The sequence below is a fragment of the Dyadobacter sp. CY312 genome (genome assembly GCF_021390535.1).
Lineage (GTDB): Bacteria > Bacteroidota > Bacteroidia > Cytophagales > Spirosomataceae > Dyadobacter.
Genome location: NZ_JAJUXG010000001.1, coordinates 225,013 through 245,615, shown reverse-complemented (window position 1 = coordinate 245,615; position 20,603 = coordinate 225,013). Strand labels below are relative to the sequence as shown.

19 protein-coding genes are annotated in these 20,603 nt (G+C 40.8%); 9 read left to right on the top strand and 10 right to left on the bottom strand.

The genetic code is table 11. The features are described from left to right. Positions 1–149 precede the first annotated feature (149 nt). Together LZG71_RS01065 and LZG71_RS01060 are read right to left on the bottom strand one after the other, a co-directional pair. Positions 150–4,358 (bottom strand): hybrid sensor histidine kinase/response regulator transcription factor, encoded by a 4,209-nt coding sequence (locus LZG71_RS01065; RefSeq protein ID WP_233816199.1) that lies wholly within the window; start codon positions 4,356–4,358, stop codon positions 150–152. A gap of 784 nt (positions 4,359–5,142) precedes the next feature. Then, complete coding sequence (locus LZG71_RS01060; RefSeq protein ID WP_233816198.1) at positions 5,143–5,757, bottom strand: deoxynucleoside kinase; 615 nt, start codon at positions 5,755–5,757, stop codon at positions 5,143–5,145. A gap of 226 nt (positions 5,758–5,983) precedes the next feature. Between LZG71_RS01060 and LZG71_RS01055 the strand changes: the two genes are divergently transcribed. After that, a complete protein-coding gene (locus LZG71_RS01055) occupies positions 5,984–6,970 on the top strand; it encodes a rhodanese-related sulfurtransferase (RefSeq protein ID WP_233816197.1) in 987 nt (328 codons plus the stop codon). A 1-nt stretch (position 6,971) separates the two neighbouring features. Here LZG71_RS01055 and LZG71_RS01050 read toward each other — a convergent pair whose 3' ends face one another. Beyond that, positions 6,972–7,469: a GNAT family N-acetyltransferase gene (locus LZG71_RS01050; protein WP_233816196.1), complete on the bottom strand. Its 498-nt coding sequence runs from the start codon at positions 7,467–7,469 to the stop codon at positions 6,972–6,974. A 130-nt stretch (positions 7,470–7,599) separates the two neighbouring features. On the opposite strand from LZG71_RS01050, the gene surE reads away from it, so the two are divergent. Both surE and LZG71_RS01040 read left to right on the top strand, forming a co-directional pair. After that, positions 7,600–8,367 (top strand): 5'/3'-nucleotidase SurE, encoded by a 768-nt coding sequence (gene surE, locus LZG71_RS01045; protein WP_233816195.1) that lies wholly within the window; start codon positions 7,600–7,602, stop codon positions 8,365–8,367. A 21-nt stretch (positions 8,368–8,388) separates the two neighbouring features. Beyond that, complete coding sequence (locus LZG71_RS01040) at positions 8,389–9,957, top strand: GH3 auxin-responsive promoter family protein (protein ID WP_233816194.1); 1,569 nt, start codon at positions 8,389–8,391, stop codon at positions 9,955–9,957. A gap of 27 nt (positions 9,958–9,984) precedes the next feature. Here the strand turns inward: LZG71_RS01040 and LZG71_RS01035 are convergent, their stop codons facing one another. Both LZG71_RS01035 and LZG71_RS01030 read right to left on the bottom strand, forming a co-directional pair. Continuing rightward, positions 9,985–10,599, bottom strand: a complete 615-nt coding sequence (locus LZG71_RS01035; RefSeq protein WP_233816193.1) for a LysE family translocator — start codon at positions 10,597–10,599, stop codon at positions 9,985–9,987. 1 nt (position 10,600) lies between these two features. Next, positions 10,601–11,155: an NUDIX hydrolase gene (locus LZG71_RS01030; RefSeq protein ID WP_233816191.1), complete on the bottom strand. Its 555-nt coding sequence runs from the start codon at positions 11,153–11,155 to the stop codon at positions 10,601–10,603. Positions 11,156–11,193: 38 nt separating this feature from the next. Between LZG71_RS01030 and LZG71_RS01025 the strand changes: the two genes are divergently transcribed. Continuing rightward, positions 11,194–12,213 carry a cation diffusion facilitator family transporter gene (locus tag LZG71_RS01025; RefSeq protein ID WP_233816189.1) on the top strand — a complete coding sequence of 340 codons (1,020 nt, stop codon included), beginning with the start codon at positions 11,194–11,196 and terminating at the stop codon, positions 12,211–12,213. A 20-nt stretch (positions 12,214–12,233) separates the two neighbouring features. Further along, positions 12,234–13,157 (top strand): sugar phosphate isomerase/epimerase, encoded by a 924-nt coding sequence (locus LZG71_RS01020; RefSeq protein WP_233817295.1) that lies wholly within the window; start codon positions 12,234–12,236, stop codon positions 13,155–13,157. A gap of 166 nt (positions 13,158–13,323) precedes the next feature. Here the strand turns inward: LZG71_RS01020 and folE are convergent, their stop codons facing one another. After that, positions 13,324–14,013 (bottom strand): GTP cyclohydrolase I FolE, encoded by a 690-nt coding sequence (gene folE / locus LZG71_RS01015; RefSeq protein WP_233816187.1) that lies wholly within the window; start codon positions 14,011–14,013, stop codon positions 13,324–13,326. Next, entirely contained in the window at positions 13,973–14,389 is a 417-nt protein-coding gene (locus tag LZG71_RS01010) for a 6-carboxytetrahydropterin synthase (RefSeq protein WP_233816185.1), read from the bottom strand. The genes folE and LZG71_RS01010 overlap by 41 nt, the downstream gene beginning before the upstream one ends. Positions 14,390–14,677: 288 nt before the next feature. Here LZG71_RS01010 and LZG71_RS01005 point away from each other — a divergent pair, with 288 nt between their 5' ends. The 4 genes from LZG71_RS01005 to LZG71_RS00990 all read left to right on the top strand — a co-directional run bounded on the left by LZG71_RS01005 (position 14,678) and on the right by LZG71_RS00990 (position 18,749). Then, complete coding sequence (locus tag LZG71_RS01005) at positions 14,678–15,901, top strand: sugar MFS transporter (RefSeq protein ID WP_233816183.1); 1,224 nt, start codon at positions 14,678–14,680, stop codon at positions 15,899–15,901. A 264-nt stretch (positions 15,902–16,165) separates the two neighbouring features. Beyond that, entirely contained in the window at positions 16,166–18,160 is a 1,995-nt protein-coding gene (gene ispG / locus LZG71_RS01000) for a (E)-4-hydroxy-3-methylbut-2-enyl-diphosphate synthase (RefSeq protein WP_233817294.1), read from the top strand. Between the two features lie 29 nt (positions 18,161–18,189). Continuing rightward, positions 18,190–18,369, top strand: coding sequence for a DUF6728 family protein (locus tag LZG71_RS00995; RefSeq protein WP_233816182.1), 180 nt, complete (start codon positions 18,190–18,192; stop codon positions 18,367–18,369). After that, positions 18,366–18,749, top strand: a complete 384-nt coding sequence (locus tag LZG71_RS00990; protein ID WP_233816181.1) for an MmcQ/YjbR family DNA-binding protein — start codon at positions 18,366–18,368, stop codon at positions 18,747–18,749. Before LZG71_RS00995 ends, LZG71_RS00990 begins: the two co-directional genes overlap by 4 nt. Before the next feature lie 63 nt (positions 18,750–18,812). Here LZG71_RS00990 and LZG71_RS00985 read toward each other — a convergent pair whose 3' ends face one another. The 3 genes from LZG71_RS00985 to LZG71_RS00975 form a co-directional block, all read right to left on the bottom strand. Continuing rightward, entirely contained in the window at positions 18,813–19,157 is a 345-nt protein-coding gene (locus LZG71_RS00985; protein WP_233816180.1) for a hypothetical protein, read from the bottom strand. Between the two features lie 208 nt (positions 19,158–19,365). Next, positions 19,366–19,707 (bottom strand): gliding motility protein GldC, encoded by a 342-nt coding sequence (gldC, locus tag LZG71_RS00980; RefSeq protein ID WP_233816179.1) that lies wholly within the window; start codon positions 19,705–19,707, stop codon positions 19,366–19,368. 59 nt (positions 19,708–19,766) lie between these two features. Then, positions 19,767–20,498, bottom strand: coding sequence for a DUF4197 domain-containing protein (locus LZG71_RS00975; protein ID WP_233816178.1), 732 nt, complete (start codon positions 20,496–20,498; stop codon positions 19,767–19,769). Between the last annotated feature and the right edge of the window lie 105 nt (positions 20,499–20,603).

The window sequence follows — 20,603 nt, the reverse complement described above, 5'->3', positions numbered from 1 at the left end:
AGAAATGAAGGTAAAAAATGCTAAAAGCAGATCAATACTGAAAGAATGGAGTCCAATCTTGCAGGTGATCTAACTTTAATGAGAATTTGGATGATCATCAAGACCGATGCATACATCTTTGGCTATCCAGTAAAATATAACAACGAGTCTCACGCCTGGCTATATTGCTCGACCTTTTGGGTAGCCTTTATGGTTTGTAAAAACTGCAATGGTGATTTACCAAACTCTTTTCTAAAAGCTGTTGAAAAATAAGATGTGCTTGTGTAACCGACCCTTGCCGTTATTTCCGAGATTGAAATATCCTCGTGTGTCAGTAGATGAAGTGCTTTTTGTAACCTGGCAGTACGAATAAAATCGCCTACGGATTGCCCTGTTATAGCCTGAATTCTTTGATACAGCTTTGTCCTGCTGATAAACATTTCCTGACATATAAATTCAACATCAAGATCCGGAGTCTGAATATTGTCTTCAATTACGGTTATGACTTTGTCCAAAAACTCTTTATCCTTGATGGAATGTACACGATCCGAAGCCTCAACATAATGATCTTTCGTGTATTTAGATCTCAGTTTCCGCTTTTGATTGAAGAGATTATGCACTGTCAGCATAAGCATGTCCACACTTAAAGGTTTAGGAAAATAGTAGTCCGCTCCGGATTCCAGTCCCAAAACCTGTGCTTCAAGAGATTCTTTGGCTGACACAATGATAAAGGGAATGTGGCTTGTCTCCAATCCTTTTTTTATTTTGCGGCATAATTCCACTCCATTCATCACTGGCATCATCACATCACTAATGATCAAATCAGGCATTTTTTCACAAGCTATATCGTAGCCTTGCTTTCCATCAAATGCCTCATAAACTATATAGTTTTGTTTTAACCGCTCTTTCAGAAAGAATCTTAATTCATCGTTATCCTCAACCAGTAAAACATGAGCTTTTTGATCCGGGTGAACAGGTTGATCCACCTCGTTTTTTTGAGTATTGAAGTATAAAATGTCTGTATTATCTACATTTTCAAGCCTTGCTCCACGGTATGAAATGTGATCACTTATTGATAAATTCTCACTGAAATAACTATGTTCATCAAGGGGAAGGCCAATGACAATTTCTGTACCCTCGTGCCGATTGCTATACACATAAATATCTCCCTGATGTAGAAGTGTGAGCTTTTTGACAAGCGCAAGTCCAATCCCCGACCCCAAATGATCATTACTAACGCGATAATATCGGTCAAAAATGTGGCTGATCGAATCGGCAGAGATACCAATACCGGTATCCAATATACGAAAATACACATAGCGGTCGGCCCGCAAGGTGCTCAGTAGTTTGAACTCGGCTTCATGAGCTTTTTGAGGCTCTTGAAAATCAAGCAATACCTCAATTCTCACCCTCCCTCCAGCTTGAGTATATTTGAAAGCATTGGCCAGCAAGTTATGCAGAATCTTTTGCACAACTTGTTCATCAAGAAAGGCCGTTACATTTTCATGCGGGCAAAAAACTTCAAACTGAATATTCTTATTTAAACCAAGATCTTCAAATGTTGTATAAATTCTGTTGACAAAAGCGTCCACATATATCCTCTTAACCTCCAGTGTTATCGCGGAGTCCGAAAGCTTCCTGAAATTCATCAGTTCGTGGATCAAATTCATAAGCCGTTTTGCATTTCGATGCATCATTTTGAATGAATCGAAGTATTCCGACCGTGTTGCTTCTTTCATCAAACCTTCAAGCGGACCAAGTATCAGTGTTAATGGTGTACGGAATTCATGAGAAATATTGGTAAAAAAATCCAATTGCTGTTGATACAACTCTTCACGTTGCTGGTGTATTTCTTCTCTTTTTTGTTCCTCAATATTTCTAACCGCTAATTCACTTTTCAACCTGAACCATCTGGCTTGATAAATGTAGATTCCTGCCAGCACCGTAATGACCAGTATGCTGTAAAAAATGTTTGCTATAGGTGATTTCCACCATGGTGGCGACACGGAAATATCAAGCGTTGCTCTATCAGATCCCCAAACGCCATCATGATTTGTCCCTTCAACAAGCAAAGTGTAGTTTTCATAGTTAAGGTTGGTATATGATGCAGAAGGATTTGTGCCATCAGTGTATTTCCAATCTGTATCAAATCCTTCCAGTTTGTATCTATACTTACATACCAGTGGATTGGAAAACTGCATTGATGAGAAATAAATCACAAAATTATTCTGTCTATAATCCAAATGCAGGCTGTTGCTGTGATTTATGACGTGTTCCAATTCAGGAACGGGATTGTCTTTATTGCCAACGTTTACCTTTTTATTATTGACAATGATATCTGTAAAAACCGGACGCACACTTACCCCACTAGTCTTTATACTATCGGGATTAAAGTAGTTGAGCCCGTTAACTCCACCAAAATATAACCTTCCGTTTTTACCTGTATAAGATGCTCCAACTTTGAAACTATTTCCCTGTAAACCACTTTTTTGGTCATAGGTAACAAGTTTTTTTGTTTTAGGGTCAAAACATTGCAGACCATTGCCTCCCATCCAGATTTTTCCCTGGCCATCAATTTCAATGCTTTCTACATCGTTGAAAATCCCATCATCTTCTCTGTACGAACTTATAGTATAAGTATTGTTTTTACGCACAATCAGCCTGTTAAGTCCCCCTCCCATAGTGCCAATCCAATAGGTACTGTCGTTTTGCTTTTTTATTGGCCAGGCATAAGGAGAACTCAGAGAGTTGGCTTTGCCATTAACACTGTAATGAAAGCTTTTGAGAATCAATCCATCTTCATTGACAAGGTAGCGCCTCACGCCATCCATGTTGGCTACCATGATTTCAGGAATATTTTCATCAGCAGAAATATAATGTCCCTCACCGTAATAAAGTACCCTGATAATTTTATTCTCCCTCCGTACTACACAACCGATCCGTTCATTATAAAGCGAAAACCAAATGTTTCCATAGCAATCTTTGCTTAATGCGGTTATGGTTTGTGTGGGAAGTTTGTCTAGTCCGATAAAGTCTGCGACTTTGTCAGCTTTAAGAATATCAATTCCTTTTCCGGTTCCAACCCACAAGTTATGATCCTGATCAAAAACCAAAGCACTAACCTGATTGCTTTTAAGTTTTATGGGACTGTTGGTACTATAGTGTTTATAAACTTTAGTCTTGAAGTTATATTCATTAAGGCCAGTGGTGTTGGTCCCAATCCAGACCTTGTTTTCGTTCTCTTCAAGAACAGCCTTAATCACGTTTCCTGACAACCCGTTTGTGATCTGCGGGTTCTTCTGAAAAGTATAAAATAATTTGGGATTCAGATCACAGAAATTCACTCCTCCTCCATACGTACTAGCCCAAAGACATCCACTTCTGTCAATAAACAATCGGGTAAGAGAGTTTGTATTCAGGCTTTTTACAAAACTGTCAGTGGTAATCAACCTATTAGATCCCAGTTTGTGGTCCAAAGATATGAGCCCTCCTTCGGAAGAAATCCAATATCTGAACCACTTATCCTGGACCAAATCCAGAAGTGCTAGTCCTCTGGGAATTAATGTTTCCTGATACACATACATTTTCCCAAATACCGGGCGATGTGTACTTGTCTCGATTTTAAAAGTTTGATCTATACACAGAAGCTTGTTTCCTACATATAATAGCAATTCATTTTTTTGGTTAAAAAAAACTCTTGAGATCACTTCACTGACCGTTCCAGCTTTACTTATTACCTCATAGTGTTTGAAGCTAAAATTGTGATCCAGAGTCCATACTCCATTATTTGCTGATAAATAAACCACACCATTTTTGTCAATCGCAAAGTCAGTAAAATTTGTGTTCTTGGGATTGTGTAAATCATTTGCAGTAATACGCTCGCCAGATACATTATATAGTTTTAACTCAGCACCGATTAAAACTGCAATTGTATTACTACTCAATTCGACTATCTTCTTGGGATTTTGACTTTTTGAGTATTTTATCCTTGGATCGCAGTCCAGGTATCTCTCCTTTTTGGAGTCAAAACATTGAATGCCACCCTCGGTAGCCAACCAGATCCTACCATTACTGCCAATAGCCAGACTTTGTATTCTGTTTTTGGCGGCGTTATTGAGCGGGTGATTTGAGTTGTAAAATTTTTTGATTGTATGACCATCATATCTGCTGAGACCATACAAGGTCGCAATCCAGATAAAACCAGTGGAATCCTGTCTGATATCTCTGGTGTCAGTGTGTGACAAACCATTATCAACAGTAAGATATGAAAATTTTAGAGGTAGATCCTGTGCCTTAACCCAAACCTGTGACGCAGGACATAAATACAATATTACAAGTATCCGCCACGTCAGTACTTCAAGTTTGAGAGGTAAAATCATACACGGAGCAATTTGAGATATGGACCTGACTGCTGATAGATAATGCTTTGCTATGGGGATAAGTCAATCTAATTAAGCTTACAACCTAAGCAACTGCACGTTTTTTATACAATTTGACATTTTCGAACCTAACCAATAGATTTCACAATTAACTGTTGATCCTTCCATCTCCCTTCCTTTAATAACACTAGTTTACCATTAAAGGAATTTGACAAAATTATATACAAATATAACCAATTTTACCAAGTGTGTTAATTTGACACATAATTTTATTGATATTTAATTGTTTTTAGTAAACATTAAACTCTCTCCCATGCGGCTACGGGGATGGTAAGCTCAATCGGCCGACCACCTTTCAGAACATCGACCTTGAAAAATAATGTGTCTATACCCGATGCGTAAAATTGTATCACCTTGATTATCATAAGCAGTTAGACTTCAATTAATTCCATTACTGTCTACGCCAAGAAAGTAATCCGATTGTATAGGTTTAGTTATAACTATTTTAACAATCTTATCGAACCCATTAAAACTTCCCGGGATCAATTGATTTTTGTTTTCGCAACCTACTAAAAAATGCAAGCACAGCAATAGGATGCTAATTGATACGAAAGTCGATTTTCGTTGAATTTTCAGGAAAGAGTAGGGTAATGTCTGATAACTATCTTAGCATCGGTAAACTCTATTTCGAGTTATTGCTGATACACCGTAAATTTAATACTGGTCACAAAAAAAATGCATTCAGGTGTTCTGAATGCATTTTTTACCTTTAAGCTTCAAATAATTATACGTAAAACAACTCCTTATCCAGCTTCTCGGTTATGAACTTAAAGTCAGCGGCGTTGTTGGCAAAGTCCATGTTGTTGACATCTATTTCGAGAAGACGGCCATGATCATAGTTTTTGGCAAAATCCTCGTAGTAAACATTCAGGCTTTCAAGATATTCCGTGGAAATATCCGACTCAAAATCCCTTCCTCTTTTCTTGATCTGGGAAACAAGTTTGGGGATATCCGCTTTCAGGTATATGAGCAGGTCCGGCTGAGAAACAGTATTGATGATGGAATTGAACAGCAGAAGGTATGTCTGATAATCACGCTCTGACATGATTTGGGATTCGTACAGGTTTCTTGCAAAAATGTAAGCATCCTCGTAAATGGTGCGGTCCTGAATGATGGTTGCGTAAGTTGTTGAGCGAATCTGCTGAACCTGTGCAAAACGGCTGTTGAGGAAATAAATTTGCAGATTGAATGCCCAGCGCTCCATATCCTCATAGAAACTGGCCAGATAAGGGTTTCCCTCCACTGCTTCATACATCACGTCCCATTTGTAATGTGCTCCCAGCATCTGGGTCAGAGTGGTTTTACCTGCGCCGATATTTCCTACGATAGCGATGTGCATAGCTGAATTATAATGATAAATGAATGGTTAACTCATCGGGAGATTTTTGCAAAAGTAGAAAATTGCGTCGAATAGTGAAGGTTGATGAAAGTCAGTTTCTCACCATTTTCTATAAACTTGCAATATTCGTATATTTGCAGCGATTTCGATGGCAGGCAGATGAGCCTGCCGCTGTTTCAAATGTTAAACTTTGGAGTGTAACATTCCACAAGACAAATTTAAGTTAATGAAGCCATTTAAGGTTATTTTATATTACTGCTATTCTCCTATCGAAAATACGGAGGTATATCGCGACGAACATCATTTATTTTGCGTCGAGAACAACCTGTTGGGCAGAATTATTATTGCTCCGGAAGGCTTGAATGGAACTGTTTCGGGCACGCCGGAAGATTGCGAAGCATATATGAACTACGTTCGCTCAGACGCTCGTTTCGCACATGTTCAGTTCAAGATTGAGGAACATGATACAATTGCCTTTCAGAAATTACATGTTCGGGTGAAAGATGAGATTGTAAATTCGGATCTTGGTGTTGATCCTTTGGTTAGAACCGGAAAACATCTGGAACCATCAGAGTTCAAAGCATTATTGAATGACCCGGAAGTGGTGCTTGTTGATATGCGTTCGGACTACGAGCATGAGGTTGGCAAATTTAAAGGGGCAATTACTTTTGACATGCATAATTTGCGTGAGCTTCCTGATCACGTTCATGAGATCGAGCATTTGAAAGACAAGAAAATTGTTACTTACTGCACCGGTGGCATCAAGTGCGAAAAGGCCAGTGCATATCTGATTGAAAAAGGCTTTACTGATGTATATCAGCTTCATGGCGGGATCATACGCTATGGACTGGAAGAGGGAGGTGAAAATTTTGACGGAAAATGTTACGTTTTCGACAACCGGATTACAGTGGATGTGAATAGTGTCAACCCTACCGTAATTTCGAAATGTCACATTTGCGATGAGCCATGTGACCGCATGATTAACTGCGCAAATGCCGAATGTAATACGCACGTTCCGGTTTGCCACAAATGCGGTGAGGAAATGGAAGGCGCATGTTCTCCGGAATGCAAAGCGCATCCCGGAAAACGTATTTACGACGGAACGGGTTACTACGTGAGCAAAAGCAACCATTATCATCCCTTGCAGGGATTGAAAAGCCAGAAGAAAAACATTAAGAAAATGAAACTGGCAGCGCAGCAAGCTTCGGTTTAATTTATACCAGTTTTTTTTCAAGCACAAAGTCATTCATCCAATAAGGGCCTACCGGAATATCCTCCTCGCGGATTATCTGGTAGGCCATTTTTTCATAAAAATACCTCGCCCTGTTGTATCTGTTCACGTTAAGCGAAATGGTATTTGCGCCTCGCTCCTTCGCAAAGTTTTCCGCAACGGAAATCAGGTATTTACCTGCTCCGGTACCCTGGAATGATGGCAGGATGTATATCTTGTGCAGTTTAAAATTTTGGTGCATCTCTTCGGAAAGTGATGCAAACCCACAAGGAACACCGTCTGCATGCAAGATCAGGAATTGATGACCTTTTTCTGAAATTGAATTTTCCAATGCGGCGGTTGAATAAAATTCTTCCGACATAAATTTGATCTGCTCTGGGCTAAGTATCTCCCTGTAAGTTGGTTCCCAGGTATTTTGATGGATGTCGATGATGACAGGTATGTCTGCTGTTGTGGCCAGCTCTATTGCGAATGAAGGCATTTTAATTAAATTTGATAAAACGGCATGAGTTAAGCGGATTTGTCCGTTGTAAATCTATATAATATTTTATCCCTAATCCACTCTTCATAAATTCTGCTGACCTTGCTGGAGTAGAATTTAATACAGAAATATGAAACCCCTGATTTTAGTAACAAATGACGATGGTATTACATCGTTAGGAATAAGAACGCTGGTTGAAACCATGCAAACGATTGGCGATGTGATTGTAGTTGCACCCAATAGCCCGCAGTCTGGAATGGGTCATGCCATCACCATCGGTGAGCCGCTCAGGCTTTATGAAACACACATTTTTGAAAACGTAGTAGAGTACGAATGCTCAGGTACGCCTGCCGATTGTGTTAAGCTTGCAAAACATTATGTTTTACAGGACCGCAAACCCGACCTGGTGGTAAGCGGGATCAACCACGGAAGCAACAGCTCGATCAGCGTGCTGTACTCAGGTACGATGTCGGCTGCGATTGAAGGCGCTATTGAGGGTATTCCTGCTATCGGTTTTTCGTTGTGCGATTTTAGAGAAGATGCTGATTTTAGCCACGCCGTACCTTTTATCAAAGCAATCACGGAATCGGCACTTAAAAATGGTATTCCAAAAGGCGTCGCTTTGAATGTTAATATTCCGGCTAAAACAGAGGTTCCGCTCCGGGGCGTAAAGGTATGCAGACAGGCACATGCCAAATGGCAGGAAAAGTTCGATTACCGTGTAGATCCTAATGGACGCGGCTATTTATGGATGGCGGGCGATTTTGTTAACTTTGACACCGAAAAGGAAGATACGGACGTTTGGGCGCTTGATAACAATTATGTTTCAGTAGTTCCTTGCCAGTATGACCTTACAGAGTATGAAGCGTTGAAACAGCTAACTACCTGGGATTTATAGTTCACGTTTGAAAAATTAGTTATGGCATTAGTAGGAAGTTTACTTAAAAAAGGAATTCTGTTCAGCAACATCGTTGCCAACCGGAAAAAGGCAAGTCTTCATCAGCAACAGAAGAAAACACTTGCCAAACTTCTGGCGAAAGCGAGGTATACAGAATTTGGAGAAAAGTATAATTTCGACGAGCTTCTGTCGTCCATTCTCTTTGGTGATAAAGGGACGTTTTATGAGGAATACAAAAAAACAGTTCCTGTTTTTGACTATAATAAAATCTTCAACGAATGGTGGCACCGTTCGCTGGATGGAGAAAAAGATATTTGCTGGCCCGGACAAATCAAGTATTATGCACTAAGCTCTGGCACTTCGGAAGCTGCAACCAAGCATATTCCCGTGACCAAAGCCATGTCGCGGGCGATACAAAAGACAAGCATTCGTCAGATTCTTTCTCTTGGTCACTACAAAGATTTGCCTGATGATCTTTATGAGAAAGGATTTCTGATGCTGGGCGGAAGTACCAACCTGAATAACCAGGATAAACATTTTGAAGGTGATTTGAGTGGTATTACCGCGAAACAAATCCCCTACTGGTTTCGTCCCTATTACAAGCCGGGAGAAAAAATAGCTTCTCAAAAGGACTGGGGAATCAAACTGGAAGAAATTACCAAGCAGGCGCATGAATGGGATATTGGGTTCATAGTAGGTGTTCCCGCGTGGATTCAGCTATTGATGGAAAAGATCATTGCGCATTATAATGTGAAAACCATTCACGACATCTGGCCTAATTTGCAGGTTTTTGCTCACGGCGGCGTTTCGTTTGAACCTTACCGGAAAGGTTTTGAAAAATTGCTGTCACGCCCGTTAATTTACATCAATACCTATTTGGCGTCAGAGGGTTTTATCGCATACCAAACCCGTCCGGGTGCAGTCGGAATGGAACTGGTTTGTGACAATGGATTATTTTTCGAATTTGTACCCTTTAACGAGCAGAACTTCGACTCCGAAGGCACGCTGCTGGCGGATCCCGAGACCCTGATGGTTGATCAGGTTGAAGAAGGTAAGGAATATGCTCTTTTGCTTTCAACCTGCTCAGGTGCATGGCGTTACCTGATCGGCGATACCGTTAAGTTTGTTGACAAACAAAAAGGTGAAATTGCCATTACAGGACGTACCAAACATTATCTGAGTCTGTGCGGCGAGCATTTGTCAGTTGACAACATGAACAAGGCAATTGATCTGGTCTCCGATGAAATGGGACTTACCGTGAAAGAATTTACCGTTTGCGGAATACCGCACGAATCCCTCTTTGCGCATCACTGGTACATTGGCGTGGAAGAAACGGAGGTGGATACAGCGGCATTAAAGCAAAAACTGGACGCTCGTCTCTCGGAATTGAATGATGATTATGCTATTGAAAGAAAGCATGCTTTGAAGGATATTTTTGTAACTGTGCTACCCAACAAGGCATTTTATGGCTGGATGGAATCCAAAGGAAAAATGGGCGGTCAGCACAAATTTCCAAGGGTATTTAAAAACTTCCTGATCGACGATTGGAAAGACTTTTTGAAGAAAAATAATTATCCTGTTAACCAGTAAGAAGATATAAGTAGTCGGCGAGGCCGACTACTTAATAAAAGTGGTGTAGGCGATCTGCCCGGCAATCAGTATAAAAACTGCGCCTGTTACTCTGTTAAAAATCAACACTACTTTTGGAGTAAAAAGTCTTTTAAGCTTGTTGGCGTAAAAGGCAATAGCACATTCTATTACAAACACGGCTATTACACTTGCTCCAAAAAAGGTTACAACCTGCCCCATATGAAAATGAAGATTGGACCTGATGTAAGTTGCAATGGTTACCCACGTAATGAAGTTGACGGGGTTGAGCGCGTTCAATAAAAAGCCGGTTGTGAAGTAGTACAAAAGATTTCCGAAACGGGTTTTAGGATAAGCGATTTTGGGTTGTCCGTTGACAAAATTGTTTACTCCGAGAATGAGAAGAAAAACAATACCGGCTGCTGCAATCCATTTCTGGAAATTGGAAACATCAGGTAGAAAGGTTGTTCCGAAGATGGCAAAAAATACAAAAATAACATCGCTGATAAAGACACCGAATGCTATTTTAACTCCTGTTCTAAAACCATTGTCTACACTGTTTTGAACAAGTGAAAAGAAAACGGTACCAAAAGTAAGACAAAGTCCAATTCCGGTAAGCGTACCATATAATAAAGCTTCCAGCATATTAGATCCCTTTAAGCTTTGCAGCCATTAAGATGGCACACACTGAAAGGGAATCTGTAATTTCAGACCTCATCACCATTTCCACCGCTTCACTCAGTGCAACTTTTTTTACCTGTAATTCTTCAGTGTCTTCCGGCTCGGCTTCCAGCTGATTCAGGTCCTCAGCTATAAAAAGGAAACCTTCTTCATTGGTTGCGGAATTGGAAGTATGAATTCGTCCCAACTTTGTCCACTTTTCTGCTACCAAACCCGTTTCTTCTTTTAATTCTCTCTTTGCGGCTATCAACGGATCGGCGTCCAATGGCCCACCTCCCTCGGGAATTTCCCAGGAGTATTCGTCAATAGCATATCGAAATTGACCTACCAGATATATATTATTGTCTTTGTCAATTGGTAAAATTCCAATTGCCTGATTTTTGAATTTTACAAGACCATATATTCCATTGGAGCCACCCGGCGTTATCACCTCACGATGACTGAGTTCGAGCCAGGCATTTTCATAAACGGTTTTAGTGGAAAGTGTCTTCCAATTATTTTCTGTGGTTAGAACCCGCATTTTCTTAGTATTTTTATGCTCCGATTTATCAAAATAAAATGCAAATAAACCAAAATAAGCGTAAACAACGTCTCATACTGCTATCTTTTGTGGCGAGCATTGTGCTCACAGGTATGAAGTTTTTCGCTTATCACATCACTTCTTCTACTGCTATTTTAAGTGATGCACTCGAATCAATTATCAACGTAATTGCCAGTGGGTTTGCGTTTTACAGTATATACCTCTCAGCTCAGCCCAAAGATCGCAACCACCCGTACGGACATGGTAAAATAGAATTCTTTTCCGCAGGATTTGAGGGCGCTCTCATCATGATTGCTTCTTTATTTATCATCATTGAAGGAGTGAGGCGATTGATGGAACCCGCACCCATTGATAATCTCGAACAGGGTTCTCTCTTTATATTGTTTACGATTCTGGTCAATACTGTAATTGGGTACAAGCTGATCATAGAAGGGCGTCGATCGCATTCCATGGCTTTAACAGCCGACGGAAGGCATTTATTATCGGATAGTATTAGCAGTTTGGCTTTGATATTAAGTGTCGGGCTCATACTCGTTACTGGATTAACCTGGATTGACAGTGCAGCCTCGCTCCTGTTCGGTGTTTTTCTGGCCTTCAATGGTTTCCATCTTGTGAGTAAATCGGTTGCAGGACTGATGGATGCAACGGATGAGAAACTGCTGGATAAGGTTGTACAAACATTAAATGCGAACAAGAAGAGCTATTGGATTGACGTTCATAATTTACGTGTGCAGCAATATGGTTCAGATCTGCACATTGACTGTCACCTAACCTTGCCTTATTATTGGGAATTACAAAAGGTACATGAAGCAATTCATAAATTTGAAAACACAATAAAAGACAGTCACACAGGCGAGACAGAAATTTTTGTTCATGCAGACCCTTGTCTGCAGGAATGCTGTTACTTTTGCCGGGTAGAAAATTGTCCTGTGAGGCAGCATAACTTCGTCCATGATCTGGAATGGGACGCTATAAAGCTTGTGAAGAATGAAAAACTTTACACCGATGCGCAAATCAATTTAAAAGAGTATCTATAATTTCTAAATTTCTAACCATGATGAATTTTTCAAGACGTGATTTCCTTAAAAAAGCTGGTGCGACTGCGCTAGCTGCCACGACAATTACCGACCTTCTGGCTGATTCCGCTGCCAAGAAACTTTGGTTTGATATTTCCCTGGCTGAATGGTCGTTACACAAAGAATTATTTGCAAAGAAAATTACCAATCTTGATTTCCCTGAACTGGCAAAAAAGGAATTTGGAATTAGCATTGTCGAGTATGTGAATCAGTTTTTCAAAGACAAAGCAGAAGACAAAACATACCTTGCCGAGCTATTGAAAAGAGCCAAGGATAATGGTGTTAAAAATAACCTGATCATGATCGACGGTGAAGGTGGACTTGGAGAGTTGGATGCAGCAGTGCGTAACAAAGCAGTTGAAAACCACTACAAATGGGTTGAAGCGGCGAAGTATCTGGGCTGCAAAACCATCCGGGTAAATGCTTTTGGTAAAGGATCTAATGAAGATGTTGCCAAAGCAGCCATTGAAGGTTTGGGTAAATTGGGTGAATTTGCTACTAAAACCGGTATCAATGTCATTGTAGAAAACCACGGAGGTTCTTCTTCCAATGGTCAATGGCTTGCTGGTGTGATGAAGCAGGTGAACATGAAAAATGTTGGAACGCTGCCTGACTTCGGAAACTTCTGTATCAAGAGAAGCAGCACTGGTTGTGAAGAATCTTATGACAGATATCAGGGAACGAAAGAACTGATGCCGTTTGCAAAAGGTGTTAGTGCCAAAACATACGACTTCGACGAAAAAGGAAATTGCATCGAAACGGATTATACCAAAATCTTGAAAATCGTAAAAGAAAGCGGTTTCAAAGGCATAGCAGGTATCGAATATGAAGGAAGCAAACTTTCTGAATACGATGGTATCAAAGCGACCAAGGCGCTGCTTGAAAGAGTTGGACCAACTGTTTAATGGTTGGTTATTAATTGTTAAGTGTCAATGAAAATAGCCCGGTTAATCTTACGATGGCCGGGCTATTTTTTTAATAATTTGGGCTGATATAACTATCCGATGAATTCTAGAAAGTCAGTTTCAAACGTAATTAATACTTTATCATTAACAACTAACCATTATCTTCTTACATACCCAGATAGCTCAAAAACTCTTTCCTGGTCGCTTCGTTCTCAAATTTACCTCCGTAATAGGCTGTAACTGTCGAACTTCCTGAATCGCGCACACCTCTCGACTGAACACACATGTGACGGGCGTCGATAACAACGGCGATATCTTCGGTTTGTAATGCTTGTTTAAGCTCGTTGGCGATTTGAACTGTAAGGCGTTCCTGCACCTGAGGACGTTTGCTGAAATACTCAACAATACGGTTCAGTTTGGACAGGCCAATTACCTTTCCACTGGAAATGTAGGCTACGTGTGCTTTTCCGTATATGGGCACAAAATGATGCTCGCAATTGGAGAACACCGTTATGTCCTTCTCAACCAACATCTGGTCGTATTTGTATTTGTTGTCGAATAGCGCGATATCCGGTTTGTTCTTAGGGTCTAGTCCGCTAAAAACTTCCTTGATATACATTTTGGCTACTCTTTTAGGAGTTCCTTTCAAACTATCGTCGGTAAGATCCAGCCCCATGATTTCCATGATGTGGCGAAAATGCTTTTCGATAAGCTCTATTTTCGTGTCATCCTCCATGGCGAATGCATCGGCACGCATGGGCGTTTCGATAGAAGAAAAAAGATGGTTGTCCCCTACTTCTTCTGCTTCCAGCAAATCAATCGACGGGATATTCGACAAAGTTCCGTTCTGTTTCATATAATCTTATTTTCAGGGCTAGCCCTGCATCAATTTTGTTTCGTAAGATATTGTAAATAACGATGGCGATATTTTCCGCCGATGGATTCAAGTCGGAAAACTCTTCTACATCCAGGTTCAGGTTGCGGTGATCGAAACGGTCAAGCACAAACTCCTTTATCAGAGCGCTTAGAATCTTCATATCTATCACATAACCAGTTTCGGGATCAACTTCTCCGGTAACCTGTATGATAATTTCGTAATTGTGTCCGTGAAAATTGGGGTTATTACATTTGCCAAATACAGCTTCATTCTTTTCATCTGTCCACTGAGGATTATGAAGACGGTGCGCCGCATTGAAATGTTCCTTGCGAAACACAGCTACTTTATGAGCCATATATTACCAACTAAAATTTTAAATGCCTTAAATGTCGTTACAAAGTATGTGTCCAACACACTTAAAGCCGCCGAGCTGTTGAGATCGCTCTTTGGAGTTACTTGCATTGGGTAAACGCCGAAGAAAACAAAATTGTTCAATCGCCTCGAAAATTGATTCAATATGCCCGACGAAGACCCTTATTTTTTAGTTTATTAAAAAATTTAAAAATGTATTATTTCCACGTATATTGCACCCTTACAGTCTCAAAATACTCTTAAACCTATAACCCTTTTAACTGCTGCCTCAATGAGCAATAAGAACAACAACTATCTGGTTCCTCTTGTTATTATCGGTGTTTTATTTTTTGTGATGGGCTTTGTTACCTGGGTAAACGGAACCCTGATCACCTTCTTCAAAAAAGCATTCAGCCTCGACAACACAAGTTCTTATCTGGTTACATTCGCATTCTTTATTTCCTATACTTTAATGGCCATTCCATCGTCGATGGTTTTGAAAAAGACAGGATTTAAAAATGGAATGTCGCTTGGCTTGCTCGTAATGGCCGCAGGAACGCTCATTTTCATTCCGGCTGCGGAAATGGCCAGTTATAACCTTTTTCTGGTAGGTCTTTTTACAATCGGTATTGGTCTCACCGTATTACAGACCGCTTCCAATCCGTACGTTACAATTCTCGGTCCGCGCGACAGCGCTGCACAAAGGATCAGTATCATGGGTATTGCCAACAAAACTGCTGGAATTATAAGCCAGGTTGTTGTAGGTGGTTTGCTGCTTGCCGGTACCTCCTCGGTTGACCCAAAAGATGAACTCGATAAAGTTGTTGTTCCATATCTGGTTCTAACTGGCGTACTTGTTGGCCTTGCCCTGCTTATTCGCATGTCCAAAGGACTGGTTGAAGTAAGTGAAGAAGAGGAAGCTCCTGTTGCTACGCAGCAAATAGTTGTGGAGAAAACCAGTGTGTTTCAGTTTCCAAACCTGGTACTTGGTGTAATCGCTCTTTTCTGTTACGTGGGGGTTGAAGTGATAGCAGGTGATACAATTATTAATTATGGTGTTTCGCTGGGCTTTGCTGAGGAAGAAGCAAGGTTATTCGGTACCTACACGCTAGGTGGAATGATGTTTGGATATGTTTTGGGAATTGTCCTTATTCCTAAATATGTTTCCCAGCAATCTTATTTAATGTTTTCTGCCGTATTAGGAGTTTTGGTAACCATTGTAGCCATATTCTCAACTGGCTTTACATCCGTGTTGTGCATCGCAGTTTTAGGTTTCGCGAATGCCGTTATCTGGCCTGCATTGTGGCCGCTTGCATTGAGTGGCTTAGGTAAATTTACCAAAATTGGTTCTGCGTTATTGATTATGGGTATTTCAGGAGGAGCAATTATGCCATTGGTTTACGGTGGTATTGCCGATTCGATCGGAAGTACACAAAAAGCTTACTGGCTCATGTTGCCACTTTACCTGTTCATTCTTTATTTTGGACTGGTTGGGCACAAAAAGAAAAGCTGGTAAGCTCGTTTTTAAATTTTGCGATCCCGGAATCTGTAAAGCTTCCGGGATTTTTTTATGCTTTTCAGGACAGTACAAATGATCACGGACTCTTGTAACCGGTCAATTTTTAGGTCTGAAAGAATAAATGCACGAATGTAATTCTTATTGTGTTTTAGTTTTGTGAACTTTGCAACTCGGCTGATCCAGTTTACAGCTGATTCAAAAAACGAATTTACTTCTGATAAACTGCCTTCGCAGCTTTACCAGAATGACTACATATCGCTGATGACATTAATAACAGCTCCTGAAAAGACCAACATTTACTGCCCGTCGCTGACGGAATACAAACGCCGTAAAACAATTACGATTAAAATCGGAGATGTTCCTATGGGCTCCGACTACCCCATCAGAGTGCAGTCCATGACTACCGTAGACACAATGGATACGCAGGGATCGATCGATGAGGTAATCAGAATGGTGGATTCCGGTTGCGAATATGTCCGTATTACTGCCCCGAGTGTCAAAGAGGCTCAGAATCTGGAAAACATTAGAAAAGGACTACATAAGGCGGGCATTTTTGTTCCGCTTGTAGCTGATATCCACTTCACACCTAATGCTGCCGAACTTGCTGCCAGAATTGTAGAAAAAGTCCGGATTAATCCTGGTAACTATGCCGACAGGAAGCGTTTTGAGGTGATTGATTATACAGACGCTTCTTATGCTGCCGAATTGGAGCGTATCAGAGAGAAGTTCATTCCCTTGATCAAGATCTGCAAGGAATATGGTACCGCCATGCGGATAGGCACCAACCACGGATCGCTGTCCGACAGGATTTTGAGTCGTTATGGCGATACACCGCTTGGAATGGTTGAATCTGCATTGGAATTTTTGAGAATCTGTGAGGAGTTCAATTACTTCAATATAGCCCTGTCCATGAAGTCTAGCAACACGCAGGTCATGGTTGAGGCTTACCGTCTACTTGTGCAAAGACTTGATGAGGAAGGATTGAATCCTTATCCGTTGCATCTGGGCGTTACCGAAGCAGGCGAAGCTGAGGATGGCCGTATCAAATCGGCAGTGGGGATCGGAACATTGCTGGAAGACGGATTGGGTGACACTGTACGCGTTTCGCTTACAGAAGCTCCTGAGAAAGAAGCACCTGTTGCCAGAGCGTTGATTGAAAGATATACGAATCGTCCGGGACACGATTACATTGAACCGGTTTCTTCATGCCCGATTAATCCTTTCCAGTATACACGAAGAGAAACCAAAGAAGTTTACAATTTTGGTGGATTAAATGTACCAAGAGTTATTGCTGACTATTCGGATATTGTTATTAATGGATATGATGAACTTAAAAGCATCGGGCACTTTTTCCTGCCTGTCCCCGACAAATGGGCAATGAATGACCAAGGGGCGGATTTTATTTACACGGGAAAAAATCCATCTCCGTTTATGTTGCCAAATGGCCTGAAAGAGATTTTGGACTTTCCGCAATGGGTTTCACAAGCTGACAAAACCAACAGATTTCCATTACTCACAGTTGAAGAGTGGCAGGCAAGTGAAGAGATTTCTTTATCCCTGAACTTCGTTAAAGGGACTATTCATTCTTTCAGCGATTCATTTTTGGCAGGTATTAAAGATAACGTGAACGTGGTGCTCGTGCTTCATACAGACAATGCCCATGCAATGCCTGAGATGCGCAGGTTTTTCTATAAACTGGTTGAACAGAAAATTAAAGTTCCTGTTGTGATTCAGAGAAATTACCCTGTAAGGCCTACGGACGAACTTACCTTGTATTCTGCAACGGATATTGGCGGCTTACTTGTGGATGGTTTTGGTGATGGTATCCTTCTGTCACCTTTATTTGACAGCGACGAAATGGAGAAGCTAAAACTGGCATCAACCTTTAATAGTGTCGCTTTCGGTATTTTACAGGCAGCCAGAACACGTATGTCCAAAACGGAGTATATCTCTTGTCCGTCGTGCGGCCGTACACTTTTCGATTTGCAGGAAACAACAGCCATGATCAGGAAACACACCGAACACCTGAAAGGTATCAAGATCGGTATCATGGGATGTATCGTGAATGGTCCCGGTGAAATGGCAGATGCGGATTACGGTTATGTGGGAATGGGGAAGGATAAAATTGCGTTGTACCGTGGGCAGGAAGTGATAAAACGATCTGTTACAGCTGCCAAAGCAGTGGATGAGCTCATTGAACTGATCAGAGAGGACGGTCGCTGGATTGATCCGTCAGAAGTAGAAGTTTTGAACTAGTGGTTTGACCACTTGAAACTATAATAATAATGAAAAAGTATTTTCAGCTTGGAGATGTATTTGGCTACTTTATTCGGGTATTCAAAAAACCGGATCCGAATGCGCCGACTTCTTTCAACCTGCGGATGATGCACGGTATCAACCGTATATCAATTGTAATGTTTGTTATTTGTATGATCGTCATGATCTTTCGAGCGTTCACAAGATGAATCAGGAGACGTTGCGGGATTATTGTCTATCGCTGGCCGGTGTGACAGAGGAGTTGCCTTTTGGTCCGGATATTCTCGTGTTCAAGGTCATGGGGAAAGTCTTCCTACTCACACCTCTGGATGGAGCATCCTTTACTTTCAACGTTAAATGTGATCCCGAGATAGCAGAGGATCTTCGATCGCGCTATGATGACGTATTACCTGGTTTTCATATGAATAAGAAACATTGGAATACGGTACGCGTAAACGGTAGTATTCCAAGCGATCTGCTGTTTTCTTTCGTAAAAGATTCTTATGATTTGGTAGCCAAATCGTTGATAAAATCTTTGAAACAGGACCTTGAAGATATGAAGGGATTGCAGCGGATTGAAGAACAATGAAAAGACCAAAACAAGGTCAATATTTTCCGCTTCCTAAATGAAATAGCTTGGAACTGATGGCGACTATCTATGCTTTGCAGAAATAATTTCAAAAGGCAAAGGAGTTAAATTCATTGTCTCTAATTCTTTAGAAGTCAGGAAGTAGCCAGTTACATAAATGGCCAAGCTATCCTGCGCAAACTGAGCGGGAAGATTGCATCCACCCCAAGAAACCCCATTAGATGCCTTCAATTGTTTACCAAGAGCTAATCCACCGCTCAGTTGCACTGTTACAGGTGCATCCACTACGAACTCGCCACGCCTTAGGTCTTTATACTGGGAGTAACAATCTAATGCCGCAGTATTAATTTTGTCTTCCTTGCAGCTTAATATAGCCAGCAAAAATACAATTGATATTAAACGTATCATGAGCGTAGTTGGTCTAGATAATTAATTGAGGTATTTACGGACCACAATTTAGTCGATCATCTTACAGACAATCAATAGCATGGATTGGTTGGAAGTCACAATCTAAAAAAGTAATGTTGATTTCTATTAAAGCTGGATACGAAACTTTAAGAAAAGTAGTCTACTTTAAACAAAAGACCCGAAGCTCACACTCCGGGTCTTTCAATCTTTACTTGGCTGCTTTCATTTCTTCGTCGAGCTTCTTGCTCAGATTCTCACAAAGACCCTCAATGGCCTCTCCCATTGCCCGGTCATTTGTGGCAGTCAGGAGTGTGTCTGCAATACCGCTCATGATTTCGATATAGAATCGCTTCATTTCGAAAACCTCCATTTCTTTAGTCCAAAGATCTATTTTCAGCGTTCCTCTATGGTAATGATCCCATACCGCAATAGCAATCGCCCTGGTGTCGTTAATCCCCTCATTTGGATTATCGGTTGCATTCCAGTGGATTTTCTCCGGTACATTCTGCGCATCAAGTTCTATGGTGAAATTTATTTCTGAATTTTTCATATAGGTGTTAAAAATTTCCCAAAAGTAAGCAATAAACGTTCATGGGGGATATATTGAATCTATTTCCCTCCTTGTCCGAACACCTTTTTCAGAATATCGTTCACTCTGGCCATAGGATCTTTTCTGATCTTCTTCTCCTCCTGGGCAATCAGAATGTAAAGTCCATCTATCGTTTTTTGCGTAGCATATTCTTTCAAATTTGGATTTACTTTCTTCACCAGAGGGATCTGATTGTAAATATTTACAAGATCGGAATAGTACTGGGTAGCTTTGTTAATCTTCAACGTACTATCTACAACAGGGAAGAAAGTTTTAAAAAGCTCGTCATTTGTGGTCTTTTGCAGATACACCGTTGCCGCGTCATCCTGCCCTTTCAATATGCTCACCGCATCCGTAATAGTCATTGACGTGATTGCCTTTACAAATATCGGCTTCGACTTTTTGGCTGCGTCTTCCGCCGCACGGTTGAGTGACAAGGTGAACTTATCTACCTCTTTACCCATTCCCATCTTTCTAAGAGTTTCAGCAACCTTTTGCGCTTCCGGAGGTATTACAATTTTGATCAGTTCATTTTTAAAGAAGCCGTCTACCTTCGACGCCTCTGCCGATCCGTTATTGATCCCGACGTTGAGTGCTTCTTTCAATCCTCTTGCTATATCCCCTTCGCTCAAAGCGCCACCGGGAGTTTGTACCTGTTCAAGAATTTTACCGAGTTTGGTTTTGAACTGAGCCTCAGAAGCACAGCTTGACAAAACCAATAGCATGGCAGCCATAATCATTTTTTGGTTCATTACACTTTAAGTTTGTTAATATTCATCTAGGATTCAAACGTAATCAATAACGATTAATTTTACTTATTTTTGGGAAATATACGCTTAAATTCAACCGGTTTATCA